The sequence below is a fragment of the Leifsonia sp. Root4 genome (assembly GCF_001425085.1).
GTDB lineage: Bacteria > Actinomycetota > Actinomycetes > Actinomycetales > Microbacteriaceae > Microterricola.
Genome location: NZ_LMDN01000004.1, coordinates 291238 through 317110, shown reverse-complemented (window position 1 = coordinate 317110; position 25873 = coordinate 291238). Strand labels below are relative to the sequence as shown.

General features: G+C 69.2%; 26 protein-coding genes. 16 read left to right on the top strand and 10 right to left on the bottom strand.

Going from position 1 to position 25873, the window contains the following annotated elements:
- The first annotated feature begins 66 nt into the window (after positions 1 to 66).
- The 10 genes from idi to ASC66_RS18350 all read left to right on the top strand — a co-directional run bounded on the left by idi (position 67) and on the right by ASC66_RS18350 (position 8949).
- Positions 67 to 648, top strand: a complete 582-nt coding sequence (gene idi, locus ASC66_RS14785) for an isopentenyl-diphosphate Delta-isomerase (protein WP_055841142.1) — start codon at positions 67 to 69, stop codon at positions 646 to 648.
- Entirely contained in the window at positions 645 to 1712 is a 1068-nt protein-coding gene (locus ASC66_RS14780; protein WP_055841139.1) for a polyprenyl synthetase family protein, read from the top strand. The genes idi and ASC66_RS14780 overlap by 4 nt, the downstream gene beginning before the upstream one ends.
- Positions 1709 to 2605 (top strand): phytoene/squalene synthase family protein, encoded by an 897-nt coding sequence (locus tag ASC66_RS14775; protein WP_055841136.1) that lies wholly within the window; start codon positions 1709 to 1711, stop codon positions 2603 to 2605. The genes ASC66_RS14780 and ASC66_RS14775 overlap by 4 nt, the downstream gene beginning before the upstream one ends.
- Positions 2602 to 4257 carry a phytoene desaturase family protein gene (gene crtI, locus ASC66_RS14770; protein WP_082492365.1) on the top strand — a complete coding sequence of 552 codons (1656 nt, stop codon included), beginning with the start codon at positions 2602 to 2604 and terminating at the stop codon, positions 4255 to 4257. The genes ASC66_RS14775 and crtI overlap by 4 nt, the downstream gene beginning before the upstream one ends.
- Positions 4254 to 4610 carry a lycopene cyclase domain-containing protein gene (locus ASC66_RS14765; RefSeq protein WP_055841133.1) on the top strand — a complete coding sequence of 119 codons (357 nt, stop codon included), beginning with the start codon at positions 4254 to 4256 and terminating at the stop codon, positions 4608 to 4610. Before crtI ends, ASC66_RS14765 begins: the two co-directional genes overlap by 4 nt.
- Positions 4607 to 4951, top strand: coding sequence for a lycopene cyclase domain-containing protein (locus tag ASC66_RS14760; protein WP_055841130.1), 345 nt, complete (start codon positions 4607 to 4609; stop codon positions 4949 to 4951). The genes ASC66_RS14765 and ASC66_RS14760 overlap by 4 nt, the downstream gene beginning before the upstream one ends.
- Positions 4941 to 5828, top strand: coding sequence for a prenyltransferase (locus tag ASC66_RS14755; RefSeq protein WP_055841126.1), 888 nt, complete (start codon positions 4941 to 4943; stop codon positions 5826 to 5828). The genes ASC66_RS14760 and ASC66_RS14755 overlap by 11 nt, the downstream gene beginning before the upstream one ends.
- Positions 5829 to 5862: 34 nt before the next feature.
- Complete coding sequence (gene hemB / locus ASC66_RS14750) at positions 5863 to 6852, top strand: porphobilinogen synthase (RefSeq protein WP_082492364.1); 990 nt, start codon at positions 5863 to 5865, stop codon at positions 6850 to 6852.
- Positions 6849 to 8174 carry a glutamate-1-semialdehyde 2,1-aminomutase gene (hemL, locus tag ASC66_RS14745; protein ID WP_055841123.1) on the top strand — a complete coding sequence of 442 codons (1326 nt, stop codon included), beginning with the start codon at positions 6849 to 6851 and terminating at the stop codon, positions 8172 to 8174. Before hemB ends, hemL begins: the two co-directional genes overlap by 4 nt.
- A gap of 172 nt (positions 8175 to 8346) precedes the next feature.
- Entirely contained in the window at positions 8347 to 8949 is a 603-nt protein-coding gene (locus ASC66_RS18350; RefSeq protein ID WP_200944833.1) for a hypothetical protein, read from the top strand.
- A gap of 13 nt (positions 8950 to 8962) precedes the next feature.
- Here ASC66_RS18350 and ASC66_RS14735 read toward each other — a convergent pair whose 3' ends face one another.
- The 7 genes from ASC66_RS14735 to ASC66_RS14705 all read right to left on the bottom strand — a co-directional run bounded on the left by ASC66_RS14735 (position 8963) and on the right by ASC66_RS14705 (position 16944).
- Positions 8963 to 10087: a winged helix DNA-binding domain-containing protein gene (locus ASC66_RS14735; RefSeq protein ID WP_055841120.1), complete on the bottom strand. Its 1125-nt coding sequence runs from the start codon at positions 10085 to 10087 to the stop codon at positions 8963 to 8965.
- Between the two features lie 11 nt (positions 10088 to 10098).
- Positions 10099 to 11160 (bottom strand): MDR family oxidoreductase, encoded by a 1062-nt coding sequence (locus ASC66_RS14730; RefSeq protein WP_235496944.1) that lies wholly within the window; start codon positions 11158 to 11160, stop codon positions 10099 to 10101.
- Positions 11161 to 11208: 48 nt separating this feature from the next.
- Positions 11209 to 12030 (bottom strand): ABC transporter permease, encoded by an 822-nt coding sequence (locus tag ASC66_RS14725; protein ID WP_235496942.1) that lies wholly within the window; start codon positions 12028 to 12030, stop codon positions 11209 to 11211.
- 5 nt (positions 12031 to 12035) lie between these two features.
- The gene (locus tag ASC66_RS14720) at positions 12036 to 12962 is read right to left on the bottom strand and encodes an ABC transporter ATP-binding protein (protein WP_055841116.1); all 927 of its coding nucleotides are present in this window, start codon (positions 12960 to 12962) and stop codon (positions 12036 to 12038) included.
- Between the two features lie 214 nt (positions 12963 to 13176).
- Positions 13177 to 13584 carry an aspartate 1-decarboxylase gene (gene panD / locus ASC66_RS14715; protein WP_055841113.1) on the bottom strand — a complete coding sequence of 136 codons (408 nt, stop codon included), beginning with the start codon at positions 13582 to 13584 and terminating at the stop codon, positions 13177 to 13179.
- Between the two features lie 12 nt (positions 13585 to 13596).
- Entirely contained in the window at positions 13597 to 16011 is a 2415-nt protein-coding gene (locus tag ASC66_RS14710) for a glycoside hydrolase family 3 C-terminal domain-containing protein (RefSeq protein ID WP_082492363.1), read from the bottom strand.
- Between the two features lie 129 nt (positions 16012 to 16140).
- A complete protein-coding gene (locus ASC66_RS14705) occupies positions 16141 to 16944 on the bottom strand; it encodes an isocitrate lyase/PEP mutase family protein (RefSeq protein WP_235496941.1) in 804 nt (267 codons plus the stop codon).
- Between the two features lie 115 nt (positions 16945 to 17059).
- On the opposite strand from ASC66_RS14705, the gene ASC66_RS14700 reads away from it, so the two are divergent.
- Both ASC66_RS14700 and ASC66_RS14695 read left to right on the top strand, forming a co-directional pair.
- Positions 17060 to 17995 carry an LssY C-terminal domain-containing protein gene (locus ASC66_RS14700; RefSeq protein WP_055841739.1) on the top strand — a complete coding sequence of 312 codons (936 nt, stop codon included), beginning with the start codon at positions 17060 to 17062 and terminating at the stop codon, positions 17993 to 17995.
- Positions 17992 to 18492, top strand: coding sequence for a hypothetical protein (locus ASC66_RS14695; protein ID WP_055841110.1), 501 nt, complete (start codon positions 17992 to 17994; stop codon positions 18490 to 18492). Before ASC66_RS14700 ends, ASC66_RS14695 begins: the two co-directional genes overlap by 4 nt.
- Here the strand turns inward: ASC66_RS14695 and trhO are convergent.
- Positions 18489 to 19403 carry an oxygen-dependent tRNA uridine(34) hydroxylase TrhO gene (gene trhO, locus ASC66_RS14690; protein ID WP_055841108.1) on the bottom strand — a complete coding sequence of 305 codons (915 nt, stop codon included), beginning with the start codon at positions 19401 to 19403 and terminating at the stop codon, positions 18489 to 18491. The two genes, ASC66_RS14695 and trhO, sit on opposite strands and share 4 nt — an antisense overlap.
- A 233-nt stretch (positions 19404 to 19636) precedes the next feature.
- Complete coding sequence (locus tag ASC66_RS14685) at positions 19637 to 20338, bottom strand: LysE family translocator (RefSeq protein ID WP_055841106.1); 702 nt, start codon at positions 20336 to 20338, stop codon at positions 19637 to 19639.
- Positions 20339 to 20448: 110 nt separating this feature from the next.
- On the opposite strand from ASC66_RS14685, the gene ASC66_RS14680 reads away from it, so the two are divergent.
- A complete protein-coding gene (locus ASC66_RS14680; RefSeq protein ID WP_055841103.1) occupies positions 20449 to 21516 on the top strand; it encodes an enoyl-CoA hydratase/isomerase family protein in 1068 nt (355 codons plus the stop codon).
- Positions 21517 to 21729: 213 nt separating this feature from the next.
- Here ASC66_RS14680 and ASC66_RS14675 read toward each other — a convergent pair whose 3' ends face one another.
- Complete coding sequence (locus tag ASC66_RS14675; RefSeq protein ID WP_055841100.1) at positions 21730 to 22560, bottom strand: CPBP family intramembrane glutamic endopeptidase; 831 nt, start codon at positions 22558 to 22560, stop codon at positions 21730 to 21732.
- 182 nt (positions 22561 to 22742) lie between these two features.
- Here ASC66_RS14675 and ASC66_RS14670 point away from each other — a divergent pair, with 182 nt between their 5' ends.
- Genes ASC66_RS14670 through prpB form a run of 3 tightly spaced genes read left to right on the top strand, consistent with a single transcriptional unit; the run spans position 22743 to position 25872 of the window.
- Complete coding sequence (locus ASC66_RS14670; RefSeq protein ID WP_055841098.1) at positions 22743 to 23408, top strand: GntR family transcriptional regulator; 666 nt, start codon at positions 22743 to 22745, stop codon at positions 23406 to 23408.
- Positions 23409 to 23434: 26 nt separating this feature from the next.
- Positions 23435 to 24973, top strand: coding sequence for an MmgE/PrpD family protein (locus tag ASC66_RS14665; protein WP_055841095.1), 1539 nt, complete (start codon positions 23435 to 23437; stop codon positions 24971 to 24973).
- Entirely contained in the window at positions 24973 to 25872 is a 900-nt protein-coding gene (gene prpB / locus ASC66_RS14660) for a methylisocitrate lyase (protein ID WP_055841091.1), read from the top strand. The genes ASC66_RS14665 and prpB overlap by 1 nt, the downstream gene beginning before the upstream one ends.
- Position 25873 lies beyond the last annotated feature (1 nt).

Genomic DNA, 25873 nt, shown 5'->3' with positions numbered 1-25873 from the left:
AGTGTGTCATGCTTAGTAAGAAGATAACTTAGCTAGATAATTCGCAGGGAGCGCAGAGTGTCTGGATTGCACGCATCTGGCGACAGGGTCGTCCTGCTCACCGAGGACGGGGTTGCGAACGGCAGCGCCGACAAGGAGCGTGTGCACGGAGAGCGCACGCCGCTCCACCTCGCGTTCTCGTGCCACCTGTCCAATCGCGCAGGGGAATTGCTCGTGACGCGGCGCGCGCTCGGGAAGCGGAGTTGGCCGGGTGTGTGGACGAATTCCTTCTGCGGGCATCCGGCACCGGGGGAGCTGATCACCGACGCAATCGGGCGGCACGCCGCGCGCGAGCTCGGGCTGCGCATCGACCCCGTCGAGAACGAGCTCGTGCTCGAACTGCCTGACTTCCGCTATCGCGCCGTCGACGCATCCGGAATCGTCGAGAACGAGATCTGCCCCGTCTATCGCGCCGTGACCGACGATGCACCCCGGCCGAATCCGGCTGAGGTTGTCGAGACGGCCTGGGTGCGACCGGAAGACCTCGCACGATCGGTCGCGCTCACCCCCTGGGCCTTCAGCCCCTGGCTGGTGCTCCAGCTCAAGGAGCTCGCCGTGCTGGAACAGATCTCTGTGCAGAAGAATCTTGATGTGGAGGTGGCGACATGACCGCAGTACTCACGCGTTTCATCTCGGAGCAGGATGCCGCAGCCGTCGAGTCCAGGCTCGCCGGCCATTGGGAGCGCCGTGTCACCGCCGCAGCGGACTTCGGCGACGACTATGCGGCGTTGTGGTCGGCGATCGCGCGATCGGCCACCGGCGGCAAGCTCCTTCGCCCCGCCCTCGTGCTCGGCCTGCATGAGCAGCTGGGCGGCGACCACGGCGATGCCGCGGTCGAGGTCGCGGTCGCCTTCGAGCTGTTGCACACAGGCTTCCTTCTGCACGATGACGTCATCGACGGAGACCTGGTTCGACGCGGGCGCCGCAACATGCTCGGAGAACGCGTCGATCAGGCGCTCGCGGCCGGGATCAACGGTGCCGACGCCGAACGGTGGGCCCAGGCATCCGCGATTCTCGCCGGCGACCTGCTCATCCATGACGCGCAGGCAGTCATCGCGCGTCTGGCGGTTCCGGAGCCGCTGCGCCTGTCACTGCTCGACCTCCTCGACGACGCCGTGTTCGCATCGGCGGCTGGCGAACTCGCCGACGTCGCGCTGAGTGCGGGAACGGCGAGGCCTGGCCTGCACACGGTGCTCGAGATGACGACATGGAAGACGGCGCCATACTCGTTCTCGGCCCCGTTGCGCGCCGGAGCGGTGCTGGCCGGCGCACCCGCGCAGACCGTGGCCGTCCTCGCCCGTTTCGGCGGGCTCGTTGGCCGGGCGTTCCAGCTGAGGGACGACGTACTGGGGGTCTTCGGAGACGAGGCCGTCACCGGCAAGAGCACGATCGGCGACATCCGCGAGGGGAAGGTGACGGCGATGATCGCCTACGCGCGTGAGACACCGAGCTGGGCGGAACTGCGCGGACTGCTCGGCCGTGACGCGGCCGACGGCGACGTCGCGCGGCTACGCGTGCTGCTCGTCGAGTGCGGAGCACTCGATTACGTCGAGGGGCTCATCTCGCACGCCGTCGCGGAGAGTCTCGCCATGCTCGACGACGCCATCCTGCCGGAGGCATTGCGCGCCGAGTTGGCCCGGCTCAGCCACCAGGCCACGGAGCGTGTCGCATGAGCCGGCCGCTGGAGCGCGGCAGGGTGGGGGCTGTGGCGAACGCCGATCTGGCGCTCTACGAACGCGCGGCGCACCGGGGCGCCGCGGTCGTCATCCGTGAGTACTCGACATCGTTCGGCCTGGCGAGCCGTCTTCTCTCATCGACGATCCGACCTGATGTCGAGAACATCTACGCGCTCGTGCGTGTTGCCGACGAGATCGTCGACGGGGCGGCGGCTGCGGCCGGCCTCAGCGTCGCGCAGCAGGCGGAGTGCCTGGACGCGATGGAAGCGGAGACGCTGCGGGCGGTGCGGTGCGGCTACAGCAGCGATCTGATCATCCACGCCTTCGCCCGCAGTGCCCGCCGCGTGGGCATCGGCCCCGAGCTGCTCGCGCCGTTCTTCGCCTCGATGCGCCGCGATCTCGACACGTCGCCATTCACCGCTGAAGAACTACGGGAGTACATCTACGGCTCGGCGGAGGTCATCGGCCTGATGTGCCTGCGCGTCTTCCTCGTCGACGAATACGTCAACGACAACGAGCGCCGGCGGCTCGAGCACGGCGCTCGCAAGCTCGGCGCCGCGTTCCAGAAGATCAACTTCCTGCGCGACATCGCGGCCGACTACGACGCGCTCGGGCGGCGCTACTTCCCTGGTGTCGATCCGCTCGCCATCACCGAGGAGCAGAAGGCGGAGATCGTGGCCGACATCCGCTCCGATCTGGACACGGCCAATGCCGTGATCCCGCGTCTGCCGAGCGGATGCCGCCGTGCCATCCGGGCGGCATCCGCCCTCTTCGGTGAACTCACCGCGCGCATCGACGCCACCCCGGCCGCCACGCTCGCCGAACAACGGGTGCGGGTGCCCGCACCGCGGAAGCTGCGCATACTGGCAATGGCGCTGGTGGCCAGATGAGCAGCACCGTGAACGAGGCAGCGGCGACGCGCTCCCCGGCCGGCCACAGCGGAGGCGGGCGGGCGACGGCGACGGTCATCGGCGGTGGCATCGCCGGGCTCGCGACGGCGGCGCTTCTCGGCCGGGAGGGCTACGCCGTCACGCTGCTCGAGGCCAACGGGGTGCTCGGAGGGCGGGCAGGGGTCTGGGAGGCAGACGGCTACCGCTTCGACACGGGGCCGTCGTGGTACCTGATGCCGGAGGTCTTTGATCACTTCTTCCGCCTGCTCGGCACCTCCTCGGCGGAGCAGCTCGATCTGCAACGCCTGGACCCCGGCTATCGCGTGTTCGCCGAGGGGAGTGAGAGCCCGATCGACATCGTGGCCGACTTCGAGGGCAACGTCGATCTGTTCGAGTCCATCGAGGCCGGCTCCGGCGACGCGCTGCGGCGCTATGTCGCCTCGGCATCCGATGCCTACGAGCTCGCGCTCGGCCGATTCCTCTACAACACCTTTGACGACCCGCGCAGCCTGGTCGGGGCGGATGTGCTGCGCCGCGGCCCGGCCATCGCCCGGCTCGGAACGCGCTCGCTCAGCGGCCTCATCGAGAAGCATGTGAGTGACCCACGACTCCAGCAGGTGCTCGGCTACCCGGCCGTCTTCCTCGGCTCCTCGCCGTTCGACGTGCCGAGTCTGTACCACCTGATGAGTCACCTCGACCTGGCCGACGGGGTGTACTACCCCCAGGGCGGCTTCGGCACCGTGATCGAGCGCATCGCCGCTCTCGCCGTCGCCGAGGGCGTCGAGGTGCGAACCGGCGCGCGGGTGACGGAGATCACGACCGTAGCGACGCCCAGCCGGCGGGTGCGCGGCGTTGCACGCCGGGCACCGGGGGCCAGGGCAACCGGGGTTCGCTACGTCGACGCGGATGGCGCCGTGCATGCCATCGAGAGCGACATCGTCGTCTCGGCCGCCGATCTGCACTTCACCGAGACGCAGCTCGTGCCGGCTGAGTTGCGGAGCTACCCGGAGGAGTGGTGGGACGAGCGCAATCCAGGCCCGGGAGCGGTGCTGGTCATGCTGGGCGTGCGCGGATCGTTGCCCGAGCTCAGCCACCACAATCTGTTCTTCACCGAGAATTGGGCAGACAACTTCTCGGCGATCTATGGCACGCCGAGCTTCATTCCGGAACCGGCATCCATCTACGTCTGCCGCCCGAGCGCCACCGACGGCTCGGCCGCACCGGTCGACCACGAGAACCTCTTCGTGCTCGTCCCCGTTCCCGCGGACCCCGGCATCGGCGGTGGCGGCCTGGGCCGCGGTGGTGCGGATGAAGTTGAGCGGGCTGCGGATGCCGCCATCCACCAGATCTCGTCGTGGGCCGGTATCCCCGATCTGGCGCAGCGGATCGTGCTGCGCCGCACCGTTGGGCCGGCCGATTTCGCCACCGACCTCAATTCCTGGCGTGGTGGAGCCCTCGGGCCGGCACACACCCTGCGGCAGAGCGCGTTCTTCCGAGGCAAGAACGCGTCGTCGCGCATCGACGGGCTGTTCTACGCCGGTGGCAGCACGATCCCGGGCATCGGCCTGCCGATGTGCCTGATCAGCGCGGAACTCGTGGTCAAGAAGCTGCGCGGTGAACGCAGCGGAGCACCGCTGAAGGCACCGCTGTGACGGCGCTCTACCTGCTCATCCTGCTGAGCACGATCGCGTGCATGATGATGCTCGACCGTCGTTTCGCGCTGTTCTTCTGGCGGGATGCGCGGCGGGCGTCCCTGGTGCTCGGTCTCGGCGTGCTCTTCTTCGTGCTCTGGGACGTCGCCGGAATCGCGCTCGGGATCTTCCTGCGCGGGCAGAATGACATCTCGACCGGCATCATGCTCGGCCCCGAATTCCCGGTGGAAGAGCTCGTCTTCCTCGTCTTCCTCTGCTACCTGACGATGGTGGTCTTCAACGGGACCAGGCTTCTGCTTGACCGTCGGGTACCCGTCGGCGATGCTGCACGTGTCGGACGGGGGGCGCGATGAGTTACCTCCTGCTCAGCGCGATTGCGCTCGGGATCGCGGTCGCGGTCGCGGTATCCGCTCTGCTCATCAAACGTCCCGCCCGCCTGGGGTCGGCCATCGCCGCCGCCGCGGTGACCGCCATTGTGCTCGTCGTGCTCACGGCGGTCTTCGACAGCCTGATGATCGCCGCAGGGCTGATGGAGTACACCGCGGAGCACCTGATCGGCTGGTTCATCGGCCTCGCGCCGATCGAGGACTTCGCCTACCCGATCGCCGCCGTGATCCTGCTGCCTGCGCTCTGGCTGCTCGCTGCGCCGCGGCCGCGATACCGACGCACCGCGGGGGCCGATCATGCGCACTGACGCCAGAGAGCACCCGAGCGCCGTGCGGCAGCTGGTGACCGCCTCGCGGCCACTCAGTTGGATCAACACGGCGTTTCCGTTCGCCGCCGCGTACTACCTGAGCACGGGCGAGATCGATGCCGCGCTCATCGTCGGCACGATCTTCTTCCTGATCCCGTACAACCTCGCCATGTACGGCATCAATGACGTCTTCGACTACGCCTCCGACGTGGCCAACCCCCGCAAGGGTGGTGTCGAGGGGGCATTGCTCGACACCGGCATGCACCGCACGACGCTCATTGCCGCCGTTGCGCTCTGCGCACCGTTCGTCCTGGCGCTCTGCGTGATGGGCTCCCCGGCCTCCTGGCTGGTACTGGCGGTGAGCCTGTTCGCCGTTGCCGCGTACTCCGTCCCCGGGCTGCGCTTCAAAGAGATCCCCGTGCTGGATTCGCTCACCTCGAGCACGCACTTCGTCTCGCCAGCGGTGTACGGTCTCGTGTTGGCCGGAGCCACGATCAGCCCCGAGATCCTCGCCATCCTCGGTGCATTCTTCCTGTGGGGGGTCGCGAGCCACGCCTTCGGTGCCGTTCAGGACGTCGTGCCTGACCGCGAGGGCGGGATCGGCTCCGTCGCGACGGCATTCGGGGCCGCCGCGACGGTTCGCCTCGCGATGGCCTGCTGGATCGCGGCGGGCCTCGTGCTCTGCTTCATCGGGTGGCCCGGCGCGCTCTCGGCACTCCTCGTCATCCCGTATCTCGTGTTGGCCTGGCCGTATCGCTCGGTCAGCGACGCCGACTCCGGTTCTGCGAACGGCGGCTGGCGCCATTTCCTCTGGGTCAATTACCTCGTCGGCTTCCTCGCCACGATGCTCCTGATCGTGACGGCGCTCGGCGGCTGATACCGACTGCGCCGGATGCACGTAGGCTGATTGGGTGACTGTTACTCCCCGTATTCGTCCACGCCGCCTGCGCACCACCCCCGCGATCAGGCGCATCGCCTCCGAGACCCGGCTTCACCCCGGCCAGCTCGTGCTCCCCATCTTCGTCCGCGAAGGCGGAGGGCCCGTCCCGATCTCCTCGATGCCCGGCGTCGTGCAGCACACGCTGGAGAGCGTGAAGGGCGCCGTCGCGGAGGCCGCGGCCGCCGGCGTCGGCGGTGTGATGCTGTTCGGCGTGCCGGAGCACCGCGACGCGACGGGCACGGGGGCCACCGACCCGCAGGGCATTCTGAACCTCGCGACACGCGTTGTCGCCGATGAGGTCGGCGACGCCCTCGTCGTGCAGACAGACCTCTGCCTCGACGAATTCACCGACCACGGACACTGCGGCGTTCTCGACGTGCGCGGTCGCATCGACAACGACGCGACGCTCGAGCGCTACCGCGAGATGGCGCTCGTGCAGGCGGCATCCGGCTCGGAGCTGCTCGGCCTCTCCGGCATGATGGACGGCCAGGTCGCCGCGGTGCGCGAGGCACTCGACGGCGCCGGATTCGTCGACACCGCCGTTCTCGCCTACTCGGCCAAGTACGCCTCAGCCTTCTACGGCCCGTTCCGCGACGCCGTGGAGTCGACCCTCGACGGAGATCGCCGCAGCTACCAGCTGGATCCCGGTAACCGCCGTGAGGGGTTACGCGAGGCACTGCTCGACATCGACGAGGGCGCAGACATCGTCATGGTGAAGCCGGCCGGCAGCTACCTCGACGTGCTCGCCGATGTCGCAGCAGCCAGTGATATTCCCGTTTGGGCATATCAGGTCTCCGGCGAGTACGCGATGATCGAGGCCGCCGCGATGCACGGCTGGATCGACCGCAAGCGCGCCGTACACGAATCGGTGCTCGGCATCCGCCGTGCCGGCGCCGATGTTGTGCTCACATACTGGGCAACCGAACTGGCCGGATGGCTGAACACTGGAGATGTCGCATGACGAGCAATGAGAGCCTTTTCGAGCGCGCGCAGGCCGCAATCCCCGGCGGCGTGAACTCCCCGGTTCGTGCATTCCGCTCCGTCGGCGGCACGCCGTTGTTTCTCGTCGAAGCGTCGGGCGCATACGTCACCGACTCGGCGGGGCGCGAGTACGTCGACCTCGTCGCGAGCTGGGGCCCCGCGATTCTCGGCCACGCGCACCCCCGCGTCGTCAAAGTCGTTCAGGATGCCGCGGCCCGCGGCCTCTCCTTCGGCGCGAGCACCCCGGCCGAGACCGAGCTGGCCGAACTGATCGAGGAGCGGGTCGCCCCCGTTCAGAAGGTGCGTCTCGTCTCGACCGGCACAGAGGCCACGATGACGGCGATCCGGCTGGCGCGCGGCTACACCGGGCGCGAGCTCCTCGTGAAGTTCGCCGGGCACTACCACGGACACTCCGACGGGTTGCTGGCCGCTGCCGGCTCCGGGCTCGCCACCCTCGCGCTGCCCGGCTCTGCGGGTGTGACGGCGGCCACGGCCGCTCAGACCCTCGTGCTGCCCTACAACGACCTCGAGGCCGTCCGCGCCGCGTTCGCAACGCACGGGCCCAACATCGCCGCCGTGATCACCGAGGCGGCCGCAGCGAATATGGGTGTTGTCGCCCCCGACCCCGGCTTCAACGCCGGCCTCGCCGAGATCGTGCACGCGAACGGCTCCCTTCTCATCATGGACGAGGTGCTCACCGGCTTCCGCGTCGGCAGCGCGGGTTACTGGGGCCTCGAGAACCCCATCACCGAGAGCTACGCACCCGACCTGTTCACCTTCGGCAAGGTCATCGGTGGAGGGCTGCCCGTCGCCGCCCTCGGTGGCAGGGCCGAGGTCATGGACTACCTCGCGCCGCTCGGCCCGGTCTACCAGGCCGGCACCCTCTCCGGGAACCCGGTCGCGGTGGCTGCCGGACTCGAGACGCTGCGCCTGGCCGATGACGCCGTCTACGCCCAGCTCAATGCGAGCGCACTGCTCATCTCCGAGGCGGTCTCGGCCGCGCTGGCCGCCGAGGGTGTCGCGCACCACGTGCAGCGGGCGGGCAACCTGTTCAGCTTCGTCTTCGGTGAGCACCTCTCCGGTGGTGCCCGCAACTACGACGAGGTGCTCACGCAGGAGTCCTACCGGTACCCGGCCTTCTTCCAGTCGATGCTCGCCAACGGAGTCTCGCTGCCGCCGTCGGTCTTCGAGGCCTGGTTCGTGACCGCTGCGCACGACGAGCGTGCGATCACGCGGATCCTCGACGCGCTGCCGGATGCTGCCCGCGCGGCTGCCGCAGCGCAGCCGGTGCTCGTCGACTGACACGGCGCGACGCGCAGCGTCGCGAAAGGCGGCAGCCATCACCACGGCAAACTCAGGAACCGCCACCGATGCCACGAGTTTCTTCGTCTGAGACCCACCCAACAGAGCATCGTCACCGCATTGTGAGGTTTCCGATAGGGCGAATGTCGGCGGCTCTTGGCAGACTGGGTGCATGGCCTCCCTGCGCGTGCACCCCGACCGGCTTGAGATCCAACTCAGTGCTGCCGAAAAGGCGCTGGCCCTGCGTCGCGACGAGATCTCCGTTCCGCGCGCGGCCATCCGTTCCGTCACGATCACCGATGACCCGTGGATCTGGATCCGCGGCATCCGCGCACCGGGCGCGCTCATCCCGCTCGTGCTCGCCATCGGCACCTGGAAGTTCCACGGCGGCAAGGATTTCCTCATCATCAAGAACAAGCGCCAAGCGGTGATCATTGATATTGCCGACGAGGAATATGCCCGCATCATCGTGAGCACCAATCACGCGGTCGATCTCGTCGACACGCTCAACGTCGGTGGGGAAGCGGCCGAGGCGGCCGACGCCGAGGCGAAGCCCCGGGCCGCCGGCGGCACCAAGGCCGGCGTCAAGCCCACGGCCAAGCCCGCGGCCAAGCCCAGGCGCAAGCCGGTCGTCACCCCGAAGCTCGCGGACGCCGTCGCTCCGGCCGCCGAACCGATTGCCGCGGAAGCGATCGCCGCTGGATCGAAGACCGCGGCACCCACGGTGAAGAAGCCGCGCAAGGCACAGACGCCGCCCGCCGCCGATCCGGCGTAACCAGGCAAGGCAGTTACGCGTCGGAGTCACCCAGCCATTCGACGGATGCGGGCAGGCCGAGGAAGCGCCCATAATCACGGCCCGCCTGCTCGGTGGCCTCCCGCTCGGCGCCGGTGAAGGAGCGAAGCGGCGCAATCCGCACGGTCGCGTCGCCGGAGCGGAGCACGTGCTTCCACTGGCCGGCCATCACACCGTCGATGAGCACCGTGTGTAGCAGGAGGCCGAACTCGGCCGTCGGTGTATATTCCGGCAACTGCATGAGCTTCTTGCTCGGGAAGTACGACATCACGTATTCGTCGTAGCCCTGCACCAGATCCACGCGCGGGGCGATTGGAGCGGCGGCCAGGCTGCCGGGATCCTCCCACCAGCAGTCGAAGTCCTCGACCGTCACCGCGCTGAAGCGCGCGGGCTCCCTGTCGTGGGCAATGGCGAGCCCCGTGGCCGCATCGCGCACGGTCAGCCCGCTCCACACCGCGAAGTCCTTCAGCGTGACGGGGCCGCGCGTTGCAATGAAACGCGCCACCAGCTCGGAGAGCGCCCGTTCCCGGTCGAAGGCGGCCTCGGCGGGCGGCACCCGCTCGTCGAAGAGTGCGTAGCTCCGCGCCTTGCCGAGTGTCTCGCCGCTGATCACCAGCCGCGTCAGCTCGGCCTCCATCATCACGAGGCCCATGGCCATGCCGCCGAACTCGAGCCCCGCCAGCGCGAGCCGCTGCTGCAGCTGCGCCCGGCTGCGATGGCGCGCGCCGGCGAGCTCGGCCTCGATGATCGCGAAGGCACGGTTCAGCGTTGCGGCGTCGAGGTCGTTGCGCCGCAGGTACGGCGCGTTGATGCGTTGCACGCGGGGTGCGGTCAGATGCAGCAGCCAGCGCGCATCAGCCGGGGCGACGAAGTGCCAGGTCGGGCGCAGCACGTGTGTGCGCAGAATGTCGCCGGCGTCCACGGCAGCGGCGAGTCTCGCGTTATCCGGCCGGACCGTCATGCGCTGGGCCGTCGCCCAGAGCGCGTAGCCATACTCCTGCGCCTGCATGGCGGTGAAGTGTGCCACGATCTCGCCGGGGCCGTCGGCGCGGGGACTCCACAGTGCATGGTCGTGCATGCGTCTGGCGATCGCCTCCGTGCGGGTGAGCTGCGGCGTCATGGGACCGGTGCTCAGGCGCGGACGTTCACGATCGTGCGACCTCTCACGGTGCCGGCGAGGATCGCCTCGGCGGTCTCCGGCACCGCCGAGAGCCCGATCTCGGTGCTGAGCTCGTCGAGCAGGGCGAGCTGCGCCTCGGCCGCCAGACGCAGCCACGCCGCCTCGCGCAGCGCGACGGGCGCGTCGACGGAGTTCACGCCGAGCAGATTGACACCACGCAGGATGAACGGCAGCACGGTCGATGGCAGTTCGGCACCCGCCGCGAGGCCGCAACTCGCCACGGAGCCGCCGTAACTGATCTGGGCGAGCACCGTGGCCAGGCTCGTGCCGCCGAGAGAGTCGACGGCTCCCGCCCACCGGGTGCTCTGCAGCGGCTTGCCCGGCTCGAGAAGCTCTGCGCGGTCGATCACCGTGGTCGCCCCCAGGGCGCGCAGGTAGTCGCCCTCCGTTGCGGCCCGACCGGATGCCGCCGTCACGCTGTAGCCGGCACGGGCGAGCAGCATCACCGCAACCGATCCGACGCCGCCGGCTGCACCCGTGACGAGGATCTCTCCGGAGCGTGGGCCGATGCCCTGCCGTTCGAGCGCCATCATCGCGAGCATGGCCGTGAAGCCGGCCGTACCGAGCGCGGCGGCCCTGCGCTGGCTGATCGCGCTCGGCAGGCGCAGCAGCGACGTGCCGTCGACGACGGTGTGCTCGCTGAGCCCACCATGTCGGCTCTCGCCGAGCCCAGCCCCGTTGAGCACGACGGTGTCGCCTGGTGCCCAGCGCGGGTCGCCGCTGGCGCTCACCGTTCCGACGACGTCGATGCCCGCGATCAGGGGCAGGCGCCGCACGATGCCGGGCCGACCGGCGACCGCGAGGCCGTCCTTGTAGTTGATGCTGGAGTAGCCGACCTCGATGCTGACACCCGTTGCCGGTCTCGGTAGGGGGCGGGCGTCGTCGCCGTCGGCGCTGAAGAAGTCCTCGTCGAGTGTGCGCAGCATTCCGCGACGGCGGGGGCCTGCGGCATCCGCTGCCCCGTCCTCGCCCGAGTACTCATCGACCACAATCGCCCGAAACTGGCTGCTCATCCCCCCAGCCTAATCAGAGCGGACTCCGTCGGGCCGGGGGCCCCGGGATCACGTGACGTCGCGGCGCCAGCTGGTGAAGTAGCCGCCGATGGTTGCGGCGATCGCGATCGCGAGCAGGATGATGCCACCCTGCCACCAGAGCAGCGCATCGGGACCGCCACCGGGCATGGCGATCGAGTAGAAGCTCGCGCCGACGAGCGCGTCGCTGGCGGCGCCGGGCAGGAAGCGGGCGATGCTCGCCGTGACCTCGTTGAACGATGCGGCGAGGCGCAGCGTCGGCTCGACGAACTGGGTGAAGGCGATCACGATGATGAGCGCGGCAACCTGGCTGGGCACCAGGGTGCCGAGGCCGACACCGACGGCAGCCCAGAGCGCCATGGCCAGGACGCCGCGGGCGATCATCGTCCAGCTGTCCTCCGCACCGAGCCCGGTCTCGAGGTCGAATGCGCCGAGCGCCGCTGCGCCCAGACCGACCGTCGCGACCCAGGCGACGACACCAAGCCCGGCACCGACGAGCAGCATCGAGAGCACCTTCGCCGAGAGCACGATGCCGCGGCGGGGCGTGGCCAGGAACGTCGGAGTGAGCGTCTGGTGCCGGAACTCGCCGGTCACCGCGAAGGCGCCGAGCAGCACGGGGAAGACGTAGCCGATCGTTGTCGCCATGCTGTAGATCACGGCGTGCAGGTTGAGACCCTCCGGCAGCGGCGAGACGCCAGCCGATGCCCCGGCATCCGCATTGGATGCCGCCCAGCCGAACAGGGCGCCGAGCCCGCCGGCCATGGCACCGACGTAGAGGAAGAGGGTGAGAGCCAGGATCCACCACAGCCGGGTGGTGAAGAGCTTCGCGAACTCGGCAGACAGTGCATTCATAAAGGTCATCGTGCGTCCCCTTCTGCTCCAGAGGAGACATGGCCGTTGGAGACCAGGGCGAGGAAGGAATCCTCCAGGCCGGCCTTCTGGCGGTGCAGCGCGCTGATCTCGACGCCGGCCGCGAAGGCGATGCTGCCGACCTGGGCGGGGTCGGCTGCCGCGACGAGCAGCCCGCCGCGGCCCATCGAGTACTCAAGTCCTGCGGCGCCGAGCGCGGCAGCTAGGGCCTCGCGGTTCGGCGAGTCGGCGATGACGTGCGGGGCCTTCTCGGAGTCGAGACTGGAGAGCGGGCCGCGGTGCACGAGCTGCCCGCGCGCGATGATCACGACCTCGTCGACGCTCTGCTGCACCTCGCTGAGCAGGTGAGAGCTCACCAGCACGGTGCGACCCTCCGCCGCGAGTTCCCGCAGGAACATGCGGATCCACTTGATGCCCTCCGGATCGAGGCCATTGATGGGTTCGTCGAGCACCAGCACGCCAGGGTCGCCGAGCAGGGTGCCGGCGAGGCCGAGGCGCTGCCGCATGCCGAGCGAGTAACCGCCGACCCGACGGTTGCCGTACTCGGCCAGTCCGACCTTCTCGAGCACGACGTCAACGCGCGCGGTGTCGAGGCCGGCCGCCTTCGCGTAGACGCCGAGGTGGTTGCGGGCCGTGCGACCGGGGTGGAAGCTCGCGGCCTCGAGCGCGGCGCCGACGGTCGTCAGCGGGCTCGGCAGCTTGCGATACGGCACACCGCCGAAGGTGGCCGTTCCGCTCGTCGGCTTCACGAGGCCGAGCAGCATGCGCAGGCTCGTCGTCTTGCCTGCTCCATTGGGTCCGAGGAAGCCGGTGACCCGGCCGGGCTCGACGGTGAATGAGAGATCGTTGACGGCATTGACGGCGCCGAAACGCTTGGTCACCCCGGCGAACTCGATGGGCACTCCGATGGGCATGGATTCCTCTCAAACGCGTGCGCGCGGCGCGCCAGCGCCGCGAAAGGCGGCAGCCCCCACCAAGGAACCTGCAAAACCGCCACCGCTGCTCGGCGAGATGCACCTCGCCATGCTTTTCGACGGGATGCCCCGCCACTCTCAGCCTATTGAGTGCGCCCAGCCCCCGGCATCCCTCGCGCGGGGGATACTGCGCCTAGCCGCGCGGCGGATGCGCCTAGGCGTGCGGCGGGCGGTGCAGCCCGGCCACGAGGGATTCCGCGGCATCCGTGCCGACGGCGATGATCCGATTCGAGGCGTCGACGTGCACGACGTGCGGCTCGAAGACGAGCGCCTCCTCGGTCGACATCTGGCCGTAGGCGATGATGATCACGATGTCGCCTGGATGCACGAGGTGGGCGGCAGCGCCGTTGATGCCGACGACGCCGCTGCCGCGCTCGCCGGAGATCGTGTACGTCTCAAGCCGCGCGCCATTCGTGACGTCGACGACGGCGACCAGCTCGCCGGGCAGGATGCCGGCCGCGTCGAGGAGGTCGTGGTCGATCGTGATCGAGCCGACGTAGTCGAGATCGGCGTGGGTGACGGTCGCACGGTGGATCTTGCCGCTGAGCATCGTTCTGAGCATGAGCCGCGCCCCTTAACCGCGCGCCGCAGAGGAAGTGGAGGCAGACGCGGCGGCGCGGCGTGCGCGCCCTGCCGCGGGTGACAGAGCATTGAGCACGGCGATGATGCGCTCGATCGTGTCGAAGGAGACCTTGCCGCCGGAGTTGGCGACGAGCGCGCGCAACGGCATCCCGCCGACCACGGCCTCCATCATCGCCTTCGCATCGCTGTCGGCGGTGTCCGGCAGCTGCTTCGAGATCACCCCGAGGAGCGCGCCGTGCAGGCGGCGCCCCAGCCAGGTGCTCGTCAGATCGTTGATGGCCGAGTCGGTCGTGTACGGCAGCAGGCCGCGGGCCCGGGGCACCGGGCGGCCGAGCAGACGGCCGAACTCCGTCTCGGTTGCGACGGCCGCGGCGGGCCGGGCGACGGGCGTCGGGCGGGTTCCCCTCTCCAGCTCCACGGTGTGAGTGACGCGGATGTCACGCGAGGACGCGCCGACGCGGAGCTCGTAGCTGCCGGGTTCGCTGGCCCAGTCGGATGCCGCGACGTCGTACACGGCGAAGGAGCGCGCATCGAGCGTGAGGCTCACCGTCTGCGTCTCGCCGGCGGCGAGGTGCACCTTCGTGAAGGCCTTGAGCTCCTGCTCCGGCCGGTGCACGGCCGAGTCGCTCGCGTGCACGTAGAGCTGCACGACCTCGGAACCGGCGCGCGGGCCGGTGTTCTTCAGCTCGAGGCTCACCGTGAGATCCGGTGCGGCTCCGCTGACCGTGACCGGTCCGAACTCGATCGTGGTGTAGCCGAGGCCGTGCCCGAAGGCGAAGCGCGGGGCGATGCCGAAGCTGTCGTGGAAGCGATAACCGACATAGAGGTTCTCGCGGTACTGCACCTGGGTCAGGGTGGTCGGGAAGTTCGCGCTGGCGGGCAGGTCGGCCACCGCGACGGGGAAGCTCTCGCCGAGTCGGCCACCGGGCTCCGCGTCGCCGAAGAGCACATCGACGATCGCCGGGCCGCCCGCCTCGCCGCCGAGGTAGGTCTCGAGCAGGGCGGCGGCGTCGTCGGCCCACGGCAGCTCGAGCGGGGCGCCGTTGACCAGCACGACGACGGTGCGGGGGTTCGCGGCGGTGACCCGGCGCACGAGCTCATTCATGCCCTGCGGGAAGGTGATGTTCTCGCGGTCGATGCCCTCCGCCTCCTTGCCGGCCGGGATGGCGAGCATGAGGATGACGGTGTCGGATGCCGCGGCGAGCTCTGCGGCATCCTGCAACTGCGCGGCAGAGGCGGAGCCGTCGGTGAGGTCGTAGCCGGGGGTGAAGCCGAGGGTGGCGGCATCGCCGAGGCGCGCGCGGAGGCTGTCGAGCATGTTCTCGACCCTGCGCGCGTTGACCAGCGAGCTGCCGACACCCTGGAAGCGCGGCGTCTCGGCCGCCGGCCCGATGACGGCGATGCTGCCCTCTGCGCGGAGCGGCAGGATTCCGTCGTTGGCGAGCAGCACGGCGCCGGCCGCGGCGGCACGGCGGGCAAGCTCGTGGTGGGCCTCGAGGTCGATCTCGGTCGGGCGACCGGTGGCTTCGGCGCGGGCGCGCAGGGCGAGGGCGGCGACGCGCTCGGCCGCACGGTCGACGTCGGCCATGCTGAGGCTGCCGTCGGCGATGGCCTTCTTGACGCGCTCGGCCCATGCGCCACCGTTGCCGGGCATCTCGAGGTCGAGGCCGGCGCGCACGGCGGTCGGGCGATCGGCGACGGCGAACCAGTCACTCATCACGAGGCCGGCGAAGCCCCACTCCTCCCGCAGGATCTCGGCGATCAGCCGCCGGGATTCGCCGGTGTGCTCACCGTTCAGCAGGTTGTATGACGTCATGACGGTCCACGGCTCCGACTCGCGCACGGCGATCTCGAAGCCGCTGAGGTAGATCTCACGCAGGGTGCGCTCGTCGATGACCGAGTCGAGCCGCATCCGGTACGTCTCTTGGTTGTTGGCGGCGAAGTGCTTGATCGAGGAACCGACGCCCTCCGATTGCACGCCGCGCACGAGCGCCGCGGCGACCTTGCCGGCCAGCAACGGATCTTCGGAGAAGTACTCGAAGACCCGGCCGCCGCCCGGATGGCGCTTGATGTTGAGGCCGGGGCCGAGCAGCACGCCGACCTCCTTGGCGCGGGCCTCACGACCGAGCGCGGCACCGACCTCCTCAAGCAGGGGAACGTCCCAGCTGCTGGCGAGAACGGATGACGAGGGGAAGCACGTGGCCGGCAGCATCTCGCCGCCGCCGACATGGTCGCCGTCCGCCGCCTGCTTGGCGACACCGTTCGGCCCGTTCGCGAGCAACACCGGCGGCACATCGCCGACGCCGGCCGCCAGCCACATGCTCGTGCCCGAGAGTAGCTGGAGCTTCTCATCGAGCGTGAGCGGTGCGACGATGTCGACCGCCCGGAGTTCGTGTACTGCGGTCATTGTTCCCTCGCCTGCGCTCGTCGCCGTGTTCTCAGCGCCCCTGATTCAGCGGGTACTGAGCCTCCCGATTCTAGCGAGCGCACGGGCGCCGCCGTGCAGTGATACACGGCGGCGCCGGCCTCCGAGGCGTCAGTTGAGGGCGCGGGTTCCCTCCGGAATCACGCCGCCGGCGTAGAGCGTGGATGCCACATCCTGCAGCGCGGTGAGTGCGACGCGCTGCACGTACGGTCCGTACGAGACGCGCGCGACGCCGAGCTCGGCCAGGCGCGCGGGGGAGGGCAGCGCGGGCAGCCCGATCACGCTGAGGCGGCGCTCGCCGAAGGCGTCGACGAGTTGGGTGACGACGTCCTCTCCGAAGTTGCCGGGAACGAAGACGCAGGCGGCGCCGGCATCGAGGTAGGCGAGACCGCGCTCGATCGCATCGGCGACGATCACATCGATCGGTCGGTCACCGCCCCGCAGGAAGGCGTCGGTGCGGGCGTTCAGGACGACGGGAACGCCCTCGGCCTCCCCGGCCGCGGTGACGGCCGCCATGAGAGCGGCCGACTCGTGCAGCGGCCTCAGCTCGTCCTCGATGTTCGCACCGACGACGCCGACGGCGATCGCGCGGCGCATGGTCTCTCCCGCGTCGCCGTATCCCGCCTCGAGGTCGGCCGTCACCGGCAGCTCCGTCGCGGCGGCGATGCGGCCGACCATGTCGAGCATGAGGTCCCGAGGGATCGCCTCGCCGTCCGGGTAGCCGAAGCTCGCGGCGATGGAGTGGCTGGCGGTGGCCAGCGCCCGCGTCTCCGGCAGCGCGGCGACGGCCCTGGCGCTGACCACGTCCCAGACGTTGACGAGCTGCAGCAGCTCCGGCGCTTCGTGCAGGCGCAGCAACTCGGTGGCGCGGTCGGCGGTCGGGGCACTGGTGGTGGTGGCATCCGTGTTCATCATGTGGATCACGATAGCGATGCCCGCCGTCGCTGCGTTCGCCGGAATCGGACATCACCGTCGCTCGCGGGGTGCCGCGGCCCGCGCGATGTCGGAGCCGAGCGGATACGATGACGTCATGCCAGCACCTGCGGCTCCGGAGGTCGAGAAGCGCCCAGCGCCCGCGCGCGTCAGGCGCCGCTCATTCACTGCGGCGCTCGACAACTTCTTCTTCGTCTTCGCCGGCCTCGCCGCGGTCTGGTTGGCCGTGTTGCTCGCGACCGAGAGCCTGGAATGGGGCTGGGCCGGCCTGCTGTTCCTGCTCGCCTTCTGGCTGCTGCTGGCATACCTCGTGCTGCCGCGGCTGCACCGGATCCTCACGCAGCTCTACGTCCCCAACTACTTCATCGGGCGCACCCGCACGAGCGACGGTCTGCTGGGCGATCCGGTCAACCTCGCACTTCTCGGCAGCGCGCAGCAGCTGGAGCAGACCATGGAGGCGGCCGGTTGGACCCGCGCCGACGAGCTGACGCTGGCCTCGAGCTGGCGCATCGTCACGTCGACGCTCTCGCGCCGCAGCTACGACGAGGCGCCGGTCAGCCCGCTGTTCCTGTTCGAGCGCCAACAGGACTTCGCCTACCAGCAGGAGGTGGCCGGCAACCCGGCCAAGCGCCATCACGTGCGGTTCTGGCGTTGCCCGGAGGGATGGATGCTGCCGGGCGGCCACCGGGTGGAGTGGCTCGCCGCCGGAACCTTCGACCGCGCCGTCGGCTTCTCGCTGTTCACGCTGCAGATCACGCACAAGATCGACGCGAACACCGACGTCGAGCGGGACCACATCATCGCCACCGTGCGCGGGGCGGAGCCGGCCGCGCGCCTGCTCGTCATCCGAGACTTCTCCACCGGCTACCACTCCCGCAACGGCGGCGGTGACTCGATCCAGACCGACGGCGACATGCCGGTGATCGATCTGCGCAGGGTTGTTCCCGGCGCCGTTCGCGACTCCGCGCTCGCCCCCGGCAGCCCGGAGGACGGCACCGAGCCGGCGACCGTCGAAGTACGGGGCATCTCGTGAAGCGGCCGGTCCCCATCACCGTCGGCGCGATCCTGATGGTCGGGCGGGTGCTCTCCGGCTTCACCCTCATCGCCTTCGCCCTGGGCGATGTTCCCGGCTTCGTGCGCACCGAGATGCTGAGCGGCGAGACGCTGACGCCCGACGAGCAACTCTTCGCCGAGGGCGTCGTCCGCGTCGGTGCGCTCGGCTACGGCGTCTGGCTCGCCTTCTACCTCGTGCTCGCCTGGCTGGTGGTGCGCGGCGTGAACTGGGCGCGCATCGCCGCCATGTCGCTGGCGACGATCAGCATCCTGGTGCCGTTCATCGACTGGTGGCGCTCCGGCCTCGACATCTCGTTGCGCACAACTCTGCTGAGCCTCGCGCTCGACATCCTGATCCTGCTGGCGCTCTCCAGCCGGTCGGCGCGGTCATACGCCCGGCGGAATGAGGCGAAAGCGGCGTTGGTAGAGCAGGGCGGGCCAGGCTCAATCAGCGACAGTGGCAGGCTCGGCTCTTAGCCAGCCAACGCGTGCTCGCCGCAGAACGTCGGCGCAGCGCTCGCGCAGCCCTCGCAGACGACGAGCTGCTCGCGACACGACAGGTCGGTGCAGTTCTGCATGCGCTTGGTGGCGTCGCCGCAACGCACGCATCCGCCGATGACGGCGGTGTGGTCGCTGAAGTCGATCGACCCGCGCTTGTCGAAGACGTACAGCGAGCCGTCCCAGAGGCCGTCGTCGCCGAAAGCCTCGCCGTAGCGCACGATGCCGCCATCGAGCTGGTAGACCTCGTCGAATCCGCGGCTCTTCATCAGTCCGGAGAGCACCTCGCAGCGGATCCCGCCGGTGCAGTACGTGACGATCGGCGTGCCCTTGAGGTGGTCGTACTTGCCGCTGTCGAGCTCGCTCACGAAATCGCGGGTGGTTGCGACATCCGGAACGATCGCGTTCTTGAATCGCCCGATCTCGGCCTCGAAGGCATTGCGGCCATCGAAGAAGACGACCTCGGTGCCGGATGCCGCGCGCTCGGCGACGAGGGCGTTCAGCTCGCGCGGCGCCAGCTTCGTTCCGCCGCCGATGACGCCATCGCCGTCGACGCTCAGCTCGCCAGGGGCGCCGAAGGAGACGATCTCGTCGCGCACCTTGACGCTGAGCCGAGGGAAGTCGAGGCTGGCTCCGCTCTCGTCGAGCCCGGTGCCCTCGCTCCACTTGAAGTCGATGCCCTTGAATGCCGCGTACTGTTTCGTCTTGCGCACGTAGCGCTTCATCGCGGCGAGTTCGCCGCCGAGGGTGCCGTTGATGCCGTGCTCCGAGAGCAGGATGCGCCCGCGCAGGCCGAGTGACTCGGCGAGATCGCGCTGCCAGAGGCGCACGGCCTCGGGGTCGGCGAGCGGCGTGAATGCGTAGAAGAGAAGGATTTTGGCTGTGGCCACCGGCCAAGTTTACGCGCGCCCGGCTGAACGGACGCTGGCCCGGTTGAGCCCCCACCGCTGGTTGAGCCCCCACCGCTGGTTGAGCCCCGACCGCTGGTTGAGCTTGTCGAAACCTGCCGCCGGTCGAGCCCCGACCGCGCTGGTTGAGCCCCTACCGCTGGTTGAGCCCTTTCCGCTGGTTGAGCTTGTCGAAACCTGCCGCCGGAACTAGCCCCCGTCGACAGCCTCGTGGCTCAGCTCTTGGAACCGGTGAAGGCGAGAACGCCGCCGAGGCCGACCATCATCGCGCCGCCGGCTCCGGCCAGGTGCTCGATGCGCTTGGGCGACTTGGCGAACCAGGTGCGTGCGGCGCCGGCCGTGAACGCCCAGAGGCTGTCGCCGATCAGGGCGAGCAGGATGAAGACGATGCCGAGTTCGGCCAGTTGCAACGGGATGGCGCCCGCGCTGTAATCGACGAACTGCGGCAGCACCGCGACGAAGAACACGATCGTCTTGGGGTTGGTCAGCCCGACGAGGAACGCCTCGCCGAGAATACGGGTGGTCGGATGCGAGAACGGGCGCGTCAGCTTCGAGAAGCGGTTCTGCGGCGTCTCGGCCGGGGTGTTACCTGTTGGGGCGCTCGCGGCCGTCGCCGGTGCCCCGGCATCCTTGCGGTGTCGGATCGCCTGGATGCCGAGGTACACAAGGTAGCCGGCCCCGGCGAACTTGATCACGGTGAACAGCGTCGCCGATTGGGCCACGATCGTTCCGACGCCGAGTGAGACCAGCAGCAGTGCGGGCAATGCACCGAGCGAGTTGCCGAGGACGCTCAGCAGGCCGCCCGTGCGTCCGAGTGTGAGGGTGCGGCCGATCACGAACAGCACGCTCGGCCCTGGCAGGGCGATGAGCGCGATCGAGGCGAGCGCGAAGCCGAGGAGGTTGGGCCAGGGAACCATCTGGGAATGCTACTCCCGGCCGAGCGTCGGAGGCCAGCGAGATCGCGTGTGGACGTCGGTCCCGCGCCGTGTGGAGCGGGCGTGCGGATGCCGGGCGATAGCGTGAGGGCATGAGCGAAGAACCGCAGGTACTTGTCAGCGTCGCCGACGGGGTCGGGAGGCTCACGCTCAACCGGCCACGCGCCCTCAACGCCTTGAACGCGGCGATGATCACCGTGCTGACCGAGACGCTGCTGGCCTGGCAGCACGACAGCGAGGTCTCGGTGGTGCTGCTCGACGGCGCCGGCGAGCGGGGGCTCTGCGCCGGCGGCGACATCCGCGAACTCTACGAGCACACCGTCGCAGGCAGGCATGAGCTCTCTCGCGGTTTCTTCCGCGCGGAGTACCGGCTCAACGCCCTCATCGCCGAGTACCCGAAACCGTTCGTCGCGGTCATGGACGGCGTCACGATGGGCGGCGGCATCGGGCTGGCCGGGCACGCCGGCATTCGCATCGTCACAGAGCGCTCGCGGCTGGCCATGCCGGAGACCCGCATCGGCTTCTGCCCGGACGTCGGAGGAACCTGGCTGCTCTCCCGCGCGCCCGGCGAGCTCGGCACCTACCTCGCCCTCAACTCGGCCAGCATGGGCGCGGCCGACGCCATCGACACCGGCTTCGCCGACTTCTACGTCGAGAGCGCCACGCTGCCGCACCTGCTGCAGGCGCTCGCCGAGCGTGCGGACCCCGGATCGCCCGCGGAGATCGTGATGCTCTTCGATGAGACGCCGGAACCGGCAGAGGACGCCCCGGCGCCCCTCATCGAGCACCGCGCCTGGATCGACGCCTGTTACTCGGCCGACACGGTGCCCGAGATCATCGAGCGACTGCGGGCGCGGCCGGAGGCGGCGGCGCACGCGGCTGCCGAGGAGCTGGAGACGCTCTCGCCGCTCGGGCTCACGGTCACGCTCGCCTCGGTGCGGGCGGCGTCCACGGCGCCCGGTCTCCGCGCGGTGCTCGAGCAGGAGTACGCGGTGTGTGCCTGGATGATCGAGCAGCCCGACCTTGCAGAGGGGATCCGCGCGCAGGTGATCGACAAGGACCGCCGGCCGCGCTGGAACCCGGCGAGCCTCGCCGAGGTGCCGGCCGGCACCGCGGAGCGCGCGCTCGCGCACCGGCCGGCGGAGCCGCTCTGGGAGTGAGACGCTCCCGCTGGTTGAGCTTGTCGAAACCACGTTGGTTGAGCTTGTCGAAACCCGTGCTGGGTGAGCCCGACTCCGCTGGTTGAGCTTGTCGAAACCACGTGGCTTGATTTCGACAAGCTCAATCAGCGGGGTGGGGGTGGGGGGTGCGTTAAACAGCGAGCGGGGCCCTGCCATTCGGCAGGGCCCCGCTGCGCGAGTGGGTGGTGTCCGCTACGCGAGCGGTGCCTGAGCGACCAGCGCGGGGTCGCTTTCGCGGGCGGCAACGCGCCCCCTGATGAAGATGAGGAGCACGAGACCCGTCAGGATCACGACGGGGTTGCCGAGACCCGCCAAGCTCGCGAGTGCTCCCTCAGTCGGGTAGGCGGTATGCAGGAAGATGCTCGGGTCGGTGGTGGCGTGCAGGAGGATCGGCCAGATGATGTTGCCGGTGACCCGCAGCGCGAGATACATGCAGATGCCGAACCCGAAGGTGTAGAGCAACTGGATCGCCGTGGCTAAGAGCGGCTGGCCGCCGAAGAGGTTGCCGGCGTGCAGACCCGCGAAAACCGCGGCTGAGACAGTCGCGACGGCGATCTCGGAGTGCCCGGCCTTGCGCATGAGGTTCACAACATAGCCGCGGGTCAGCACCTCCTCGGCGAAGCCGATGAACAGGCCCGCGAGCAGCCACGCCGCAACCACGTCGAAGCCTGCCGCGCCATAGTCGATCGTCGCGAAATGCAGAATATTGAAAAGGAGCACCACCGCGACGGCGATCCACATCCACCACGAGCCCCGGATCGGCTGGCGGCCGAAGAGCTCGCGCAGCCATCCCAGCGAGAAGCCGAAGATTACGAGCAGGACTCCGCCCAGGAAGATGGGGAGCGCGTAGAAGATGAGAATGTATGCGGCGCTGTTCGCCTCCACCGGCGGGAAAAGCGGCACAACGATGAACCCGAGGAGCTGGTAGAGCCCGTAGTAGACGGCGGCGAGGATGACGGCCTTCCACCATCCGCCCTTCTCCCAGAATCGCTTCCACGGTGACATCGACGCAAAATCTGGCATGTTACTCAATCTCTCAGGGCTGACCGCTTTGGCCTGATCAAAAGGCTAGCGGTTCTCAGAATCTCGAGTGGTGTATACATTTGACCCCCATTGTCGGCATCGAAGTGGCATCCGACCCCGATTGCCGCCTACTATGTATACATAGCGACGTACAACACGCGCTGTCGCAGTGAGGGGGAAGCATGCGGGCCGGTGAAAAAGCCTATGAGACCCTGCGCGGCGAGATCCTCGACGGCGTCCTCCGCCCCGGCACCGTGCTGGCCGAGGTCGAGCAGGCCAACCGTCTCGGCGTCTCCCGCACACCTCTGCGTGAGGCCCTCGCCCGGCTGACCGCCGACCGCCTCGTCACCTCGCTCTCCGGCCGCGGCCTCGTCGTGAGCGAGATCTCCGGCGAGAACATCGTCGGCCTGTACGAGCTGCGCCAGGCCCTCGAAGGCCAGGCGGCCATGCTCGCCGCCCGCCGCCGCGACGACGTGCCATTCCGCCGGCTGCGCGATCGCCTCGCCAAGGCCCCCGCCCTGCTCGAACAGGGCGACGAAGGGTTGCACGAGTACTTCAGCATCGTCGACGACATCGACCTCGCCATCGACGACGCCGTCGACAACGAATACCTCGTCGCGGCCCTGCAGAATGTGCGTCTGCACTCGAGCAGGATCCGCCGGCTCGCCAGTCACGACCATGAGCGGCTGCGCCAGGCGGCATCCGAGCACCTGCTCATCATCGAGGCCATCGTCGCCGGCGATGCGTCGCTGGCCAGCCACGCCACCCATGTGCACCTGCACAAAAGCTTGACCAATGCACTCTCCAGCGCGGAGAGTGAAGCAACGAGCAGCGCAGGCATCGCCTGAGCCCGCAGCACGACGAAAGGAACCCCGTGCAGCAGCATCACCTCCGAGTGCACCGTAGCGACGAGAACCTCGCCCGCGAAGACCAGCTCGCCTACAAGCTTGCCGTCCTCGCCGCCGACCCGGTTGAGGTGAGCGAGGAGGTCACCGAGATGGTGATCAACCGCGTCATCGACAACGCGGCCGTCGCCGCGGCGTCCCTCACCAGGGCCCCCGTCGTCTCCGCGCGCTCGCAGGCCACCTCGCACCCCGTCTCGGTGCACGGCGTCGGCGCCACCGTGTTCGGCCTCGACCAGGCCCGTCGCACCAGCCCGGAGTGGGCGGCATGGGCCAACGGGGTCGCCGTGCGCGAGCTCGACTACCACGACACCTTCCTGGCCGCCGAGTACTCGCACCCGGCCGACAACATCCCGCCGATCATCGCGGTCGCGCAGCACCTCGCCGAGAAGCGGGAGCTCACCGGGCGCGACGTCGTGCGCGCCATCGCCACCGGTTACGAGATCCAGGTCGACCTCGCCAAGGCGATCAGCCTGCACAAGCACAAGATCGACCACGTCGCCCACCTCGGCCCGAGCGCCGCCGCCGGTATCGGAACGCTGCTCGGACTCGACGCCGACACCATCTTCCAGGCCATCGGCCAGGCGCTGCACACCACCACCGCCACGCGGCAGTCGCGGAAGGGCGAGATCTCCAGCTGGAAGGCACACGCCCCGGCCTTCGCGGGCAAGATGGCCGTCGAGGCCGTCGACCGCGCCATGCGCGGGGAGACCAGCCCCACCCCGATCTACGAGGGCGAGGACGGCGTCATCGCCTGGCTCCTCGACGGGCCGGATGCCGTATACGAGGTGTCGCTGCCCGAGCCGGGCGAGGCCAAGCGCGCCATCCTCGACAGCTACACCAAGGAGCACTCCGCCGAGTATCAGGCGCAGGCGATCATCGACCTCGCCCGCCGCCTGCACAACGAGTACCCGCTGATCTTCGACGACGTCGACGGTATCGAGAGCGTCGTGCTGCACACCTCGCACCACACGCACTACGTCATCGGCTCCGGGGCGAACGACCCGCAGAAGTACGACCCGACGGCCAGCCGCGAGACGCTTGACCACTCGGTTCCCTACATCTTCACGGTCGCCCTGCAGGACGGCGCCTGGCACCACGTCGACTCGTACAAGCCCGAGCGCGCCCAGCGCCCGGACACCGTCGAACTGTGGAACAAGGTCACCACGGTCGAGGACCCGGAGTGGACGCGTCGCTACCACTCGCTCGATGTGGCCGAGAAGGCCTTCGGTGGCCGTGTCGTCATCACGATGAAGGACGGGAGCGTCATCTCCGACGAGATCGCCGTCGCCGACGCCCACCCGCTGGGCGCCAAGCCGTTCGAACGCGCGGACTACATCGCGAAGTTCCGGATGCTGGCGGAGCACGTGCTCGATGAGGCCGAGATCGACCGCTTCATCGCCCTCGCCGAGCGCCTGCCGGAGCTGACCGCTGAGGAGCTCGGCGGGCTCACGATCCATGCGGCACCGGGCGTGCTGGCATCCGTGGCGAACCCCGAGGGGATCTTCTGATGCTGTACTCCCGGGCTACCCCCGCCGAGAAGCGCGTCGCCTTCCGCGCCGGCCTCGCCAGCGGCGAGCTGCTGCGCTTCCCCGGCGCGTTCAATCCGCTCTCCGCGCGGCTGATCGAACGGAAGGGCTTCGACGGCGTCTACATCTCCGGCGCCGTGCTCAGCGCCGACCTCGGCCTGCCCGACATCGGCCTGACGACGCTCACGGAGGTCGCCGGCCGCGCCAAGCAGATCGCCCGGATGACCGAGCTGCCCGCGATCGTCGATGCCGACACCGGCTTCGGCGAGCCGATGAACGTGGCCCGCACCGTGCAGGAGATGGAGGATGCCGGCCTCGCCGGCATGCACATCGAAGACCAGATCAACCCGAAGCGCTGCGGCCACCTCGACGGCAAGCAGGTCGTTGACGAGTCGACTGCGCTGAAGCGCATCCGGGCCGCCGTCGACGCCCGCCGCGACCCCAACTTCCTGGTGATGGCGCGCACCGACATCGCCGCCGTCGACGGCCTGAACGCGGCACTCGACCGGGCCAAGAGGCTGGTCGACGCCGGGGCCGACGCCATCTTCCCCGAGGCGATGCGCTCGCTCGCGGAGTTTGAGGCGATGCGCGCGGCCGTCGACGTCCCACTGCTGGCCAACATGACCGAGTTCGGCAAGAGCGAGCTGTTCACCACACAGCAGCTCGCCGACATCGGCATGAACATGGTCATCTGGCCGGTGTCGATGCTACGCCTGGCGATGGGGGCGACCGCCCGCGGGCTGGACTCGCTGACGGATGCCGGCACGCTCGAGCCTCTGCTCGGCGAGATGCAGCACCGGGCCGACCTCTACGAGCTCATCGACTACGAGGGCTACAACCACTTCGATTCCGGAGTGTTCAACTTCACCGTGCAGCGTTAGC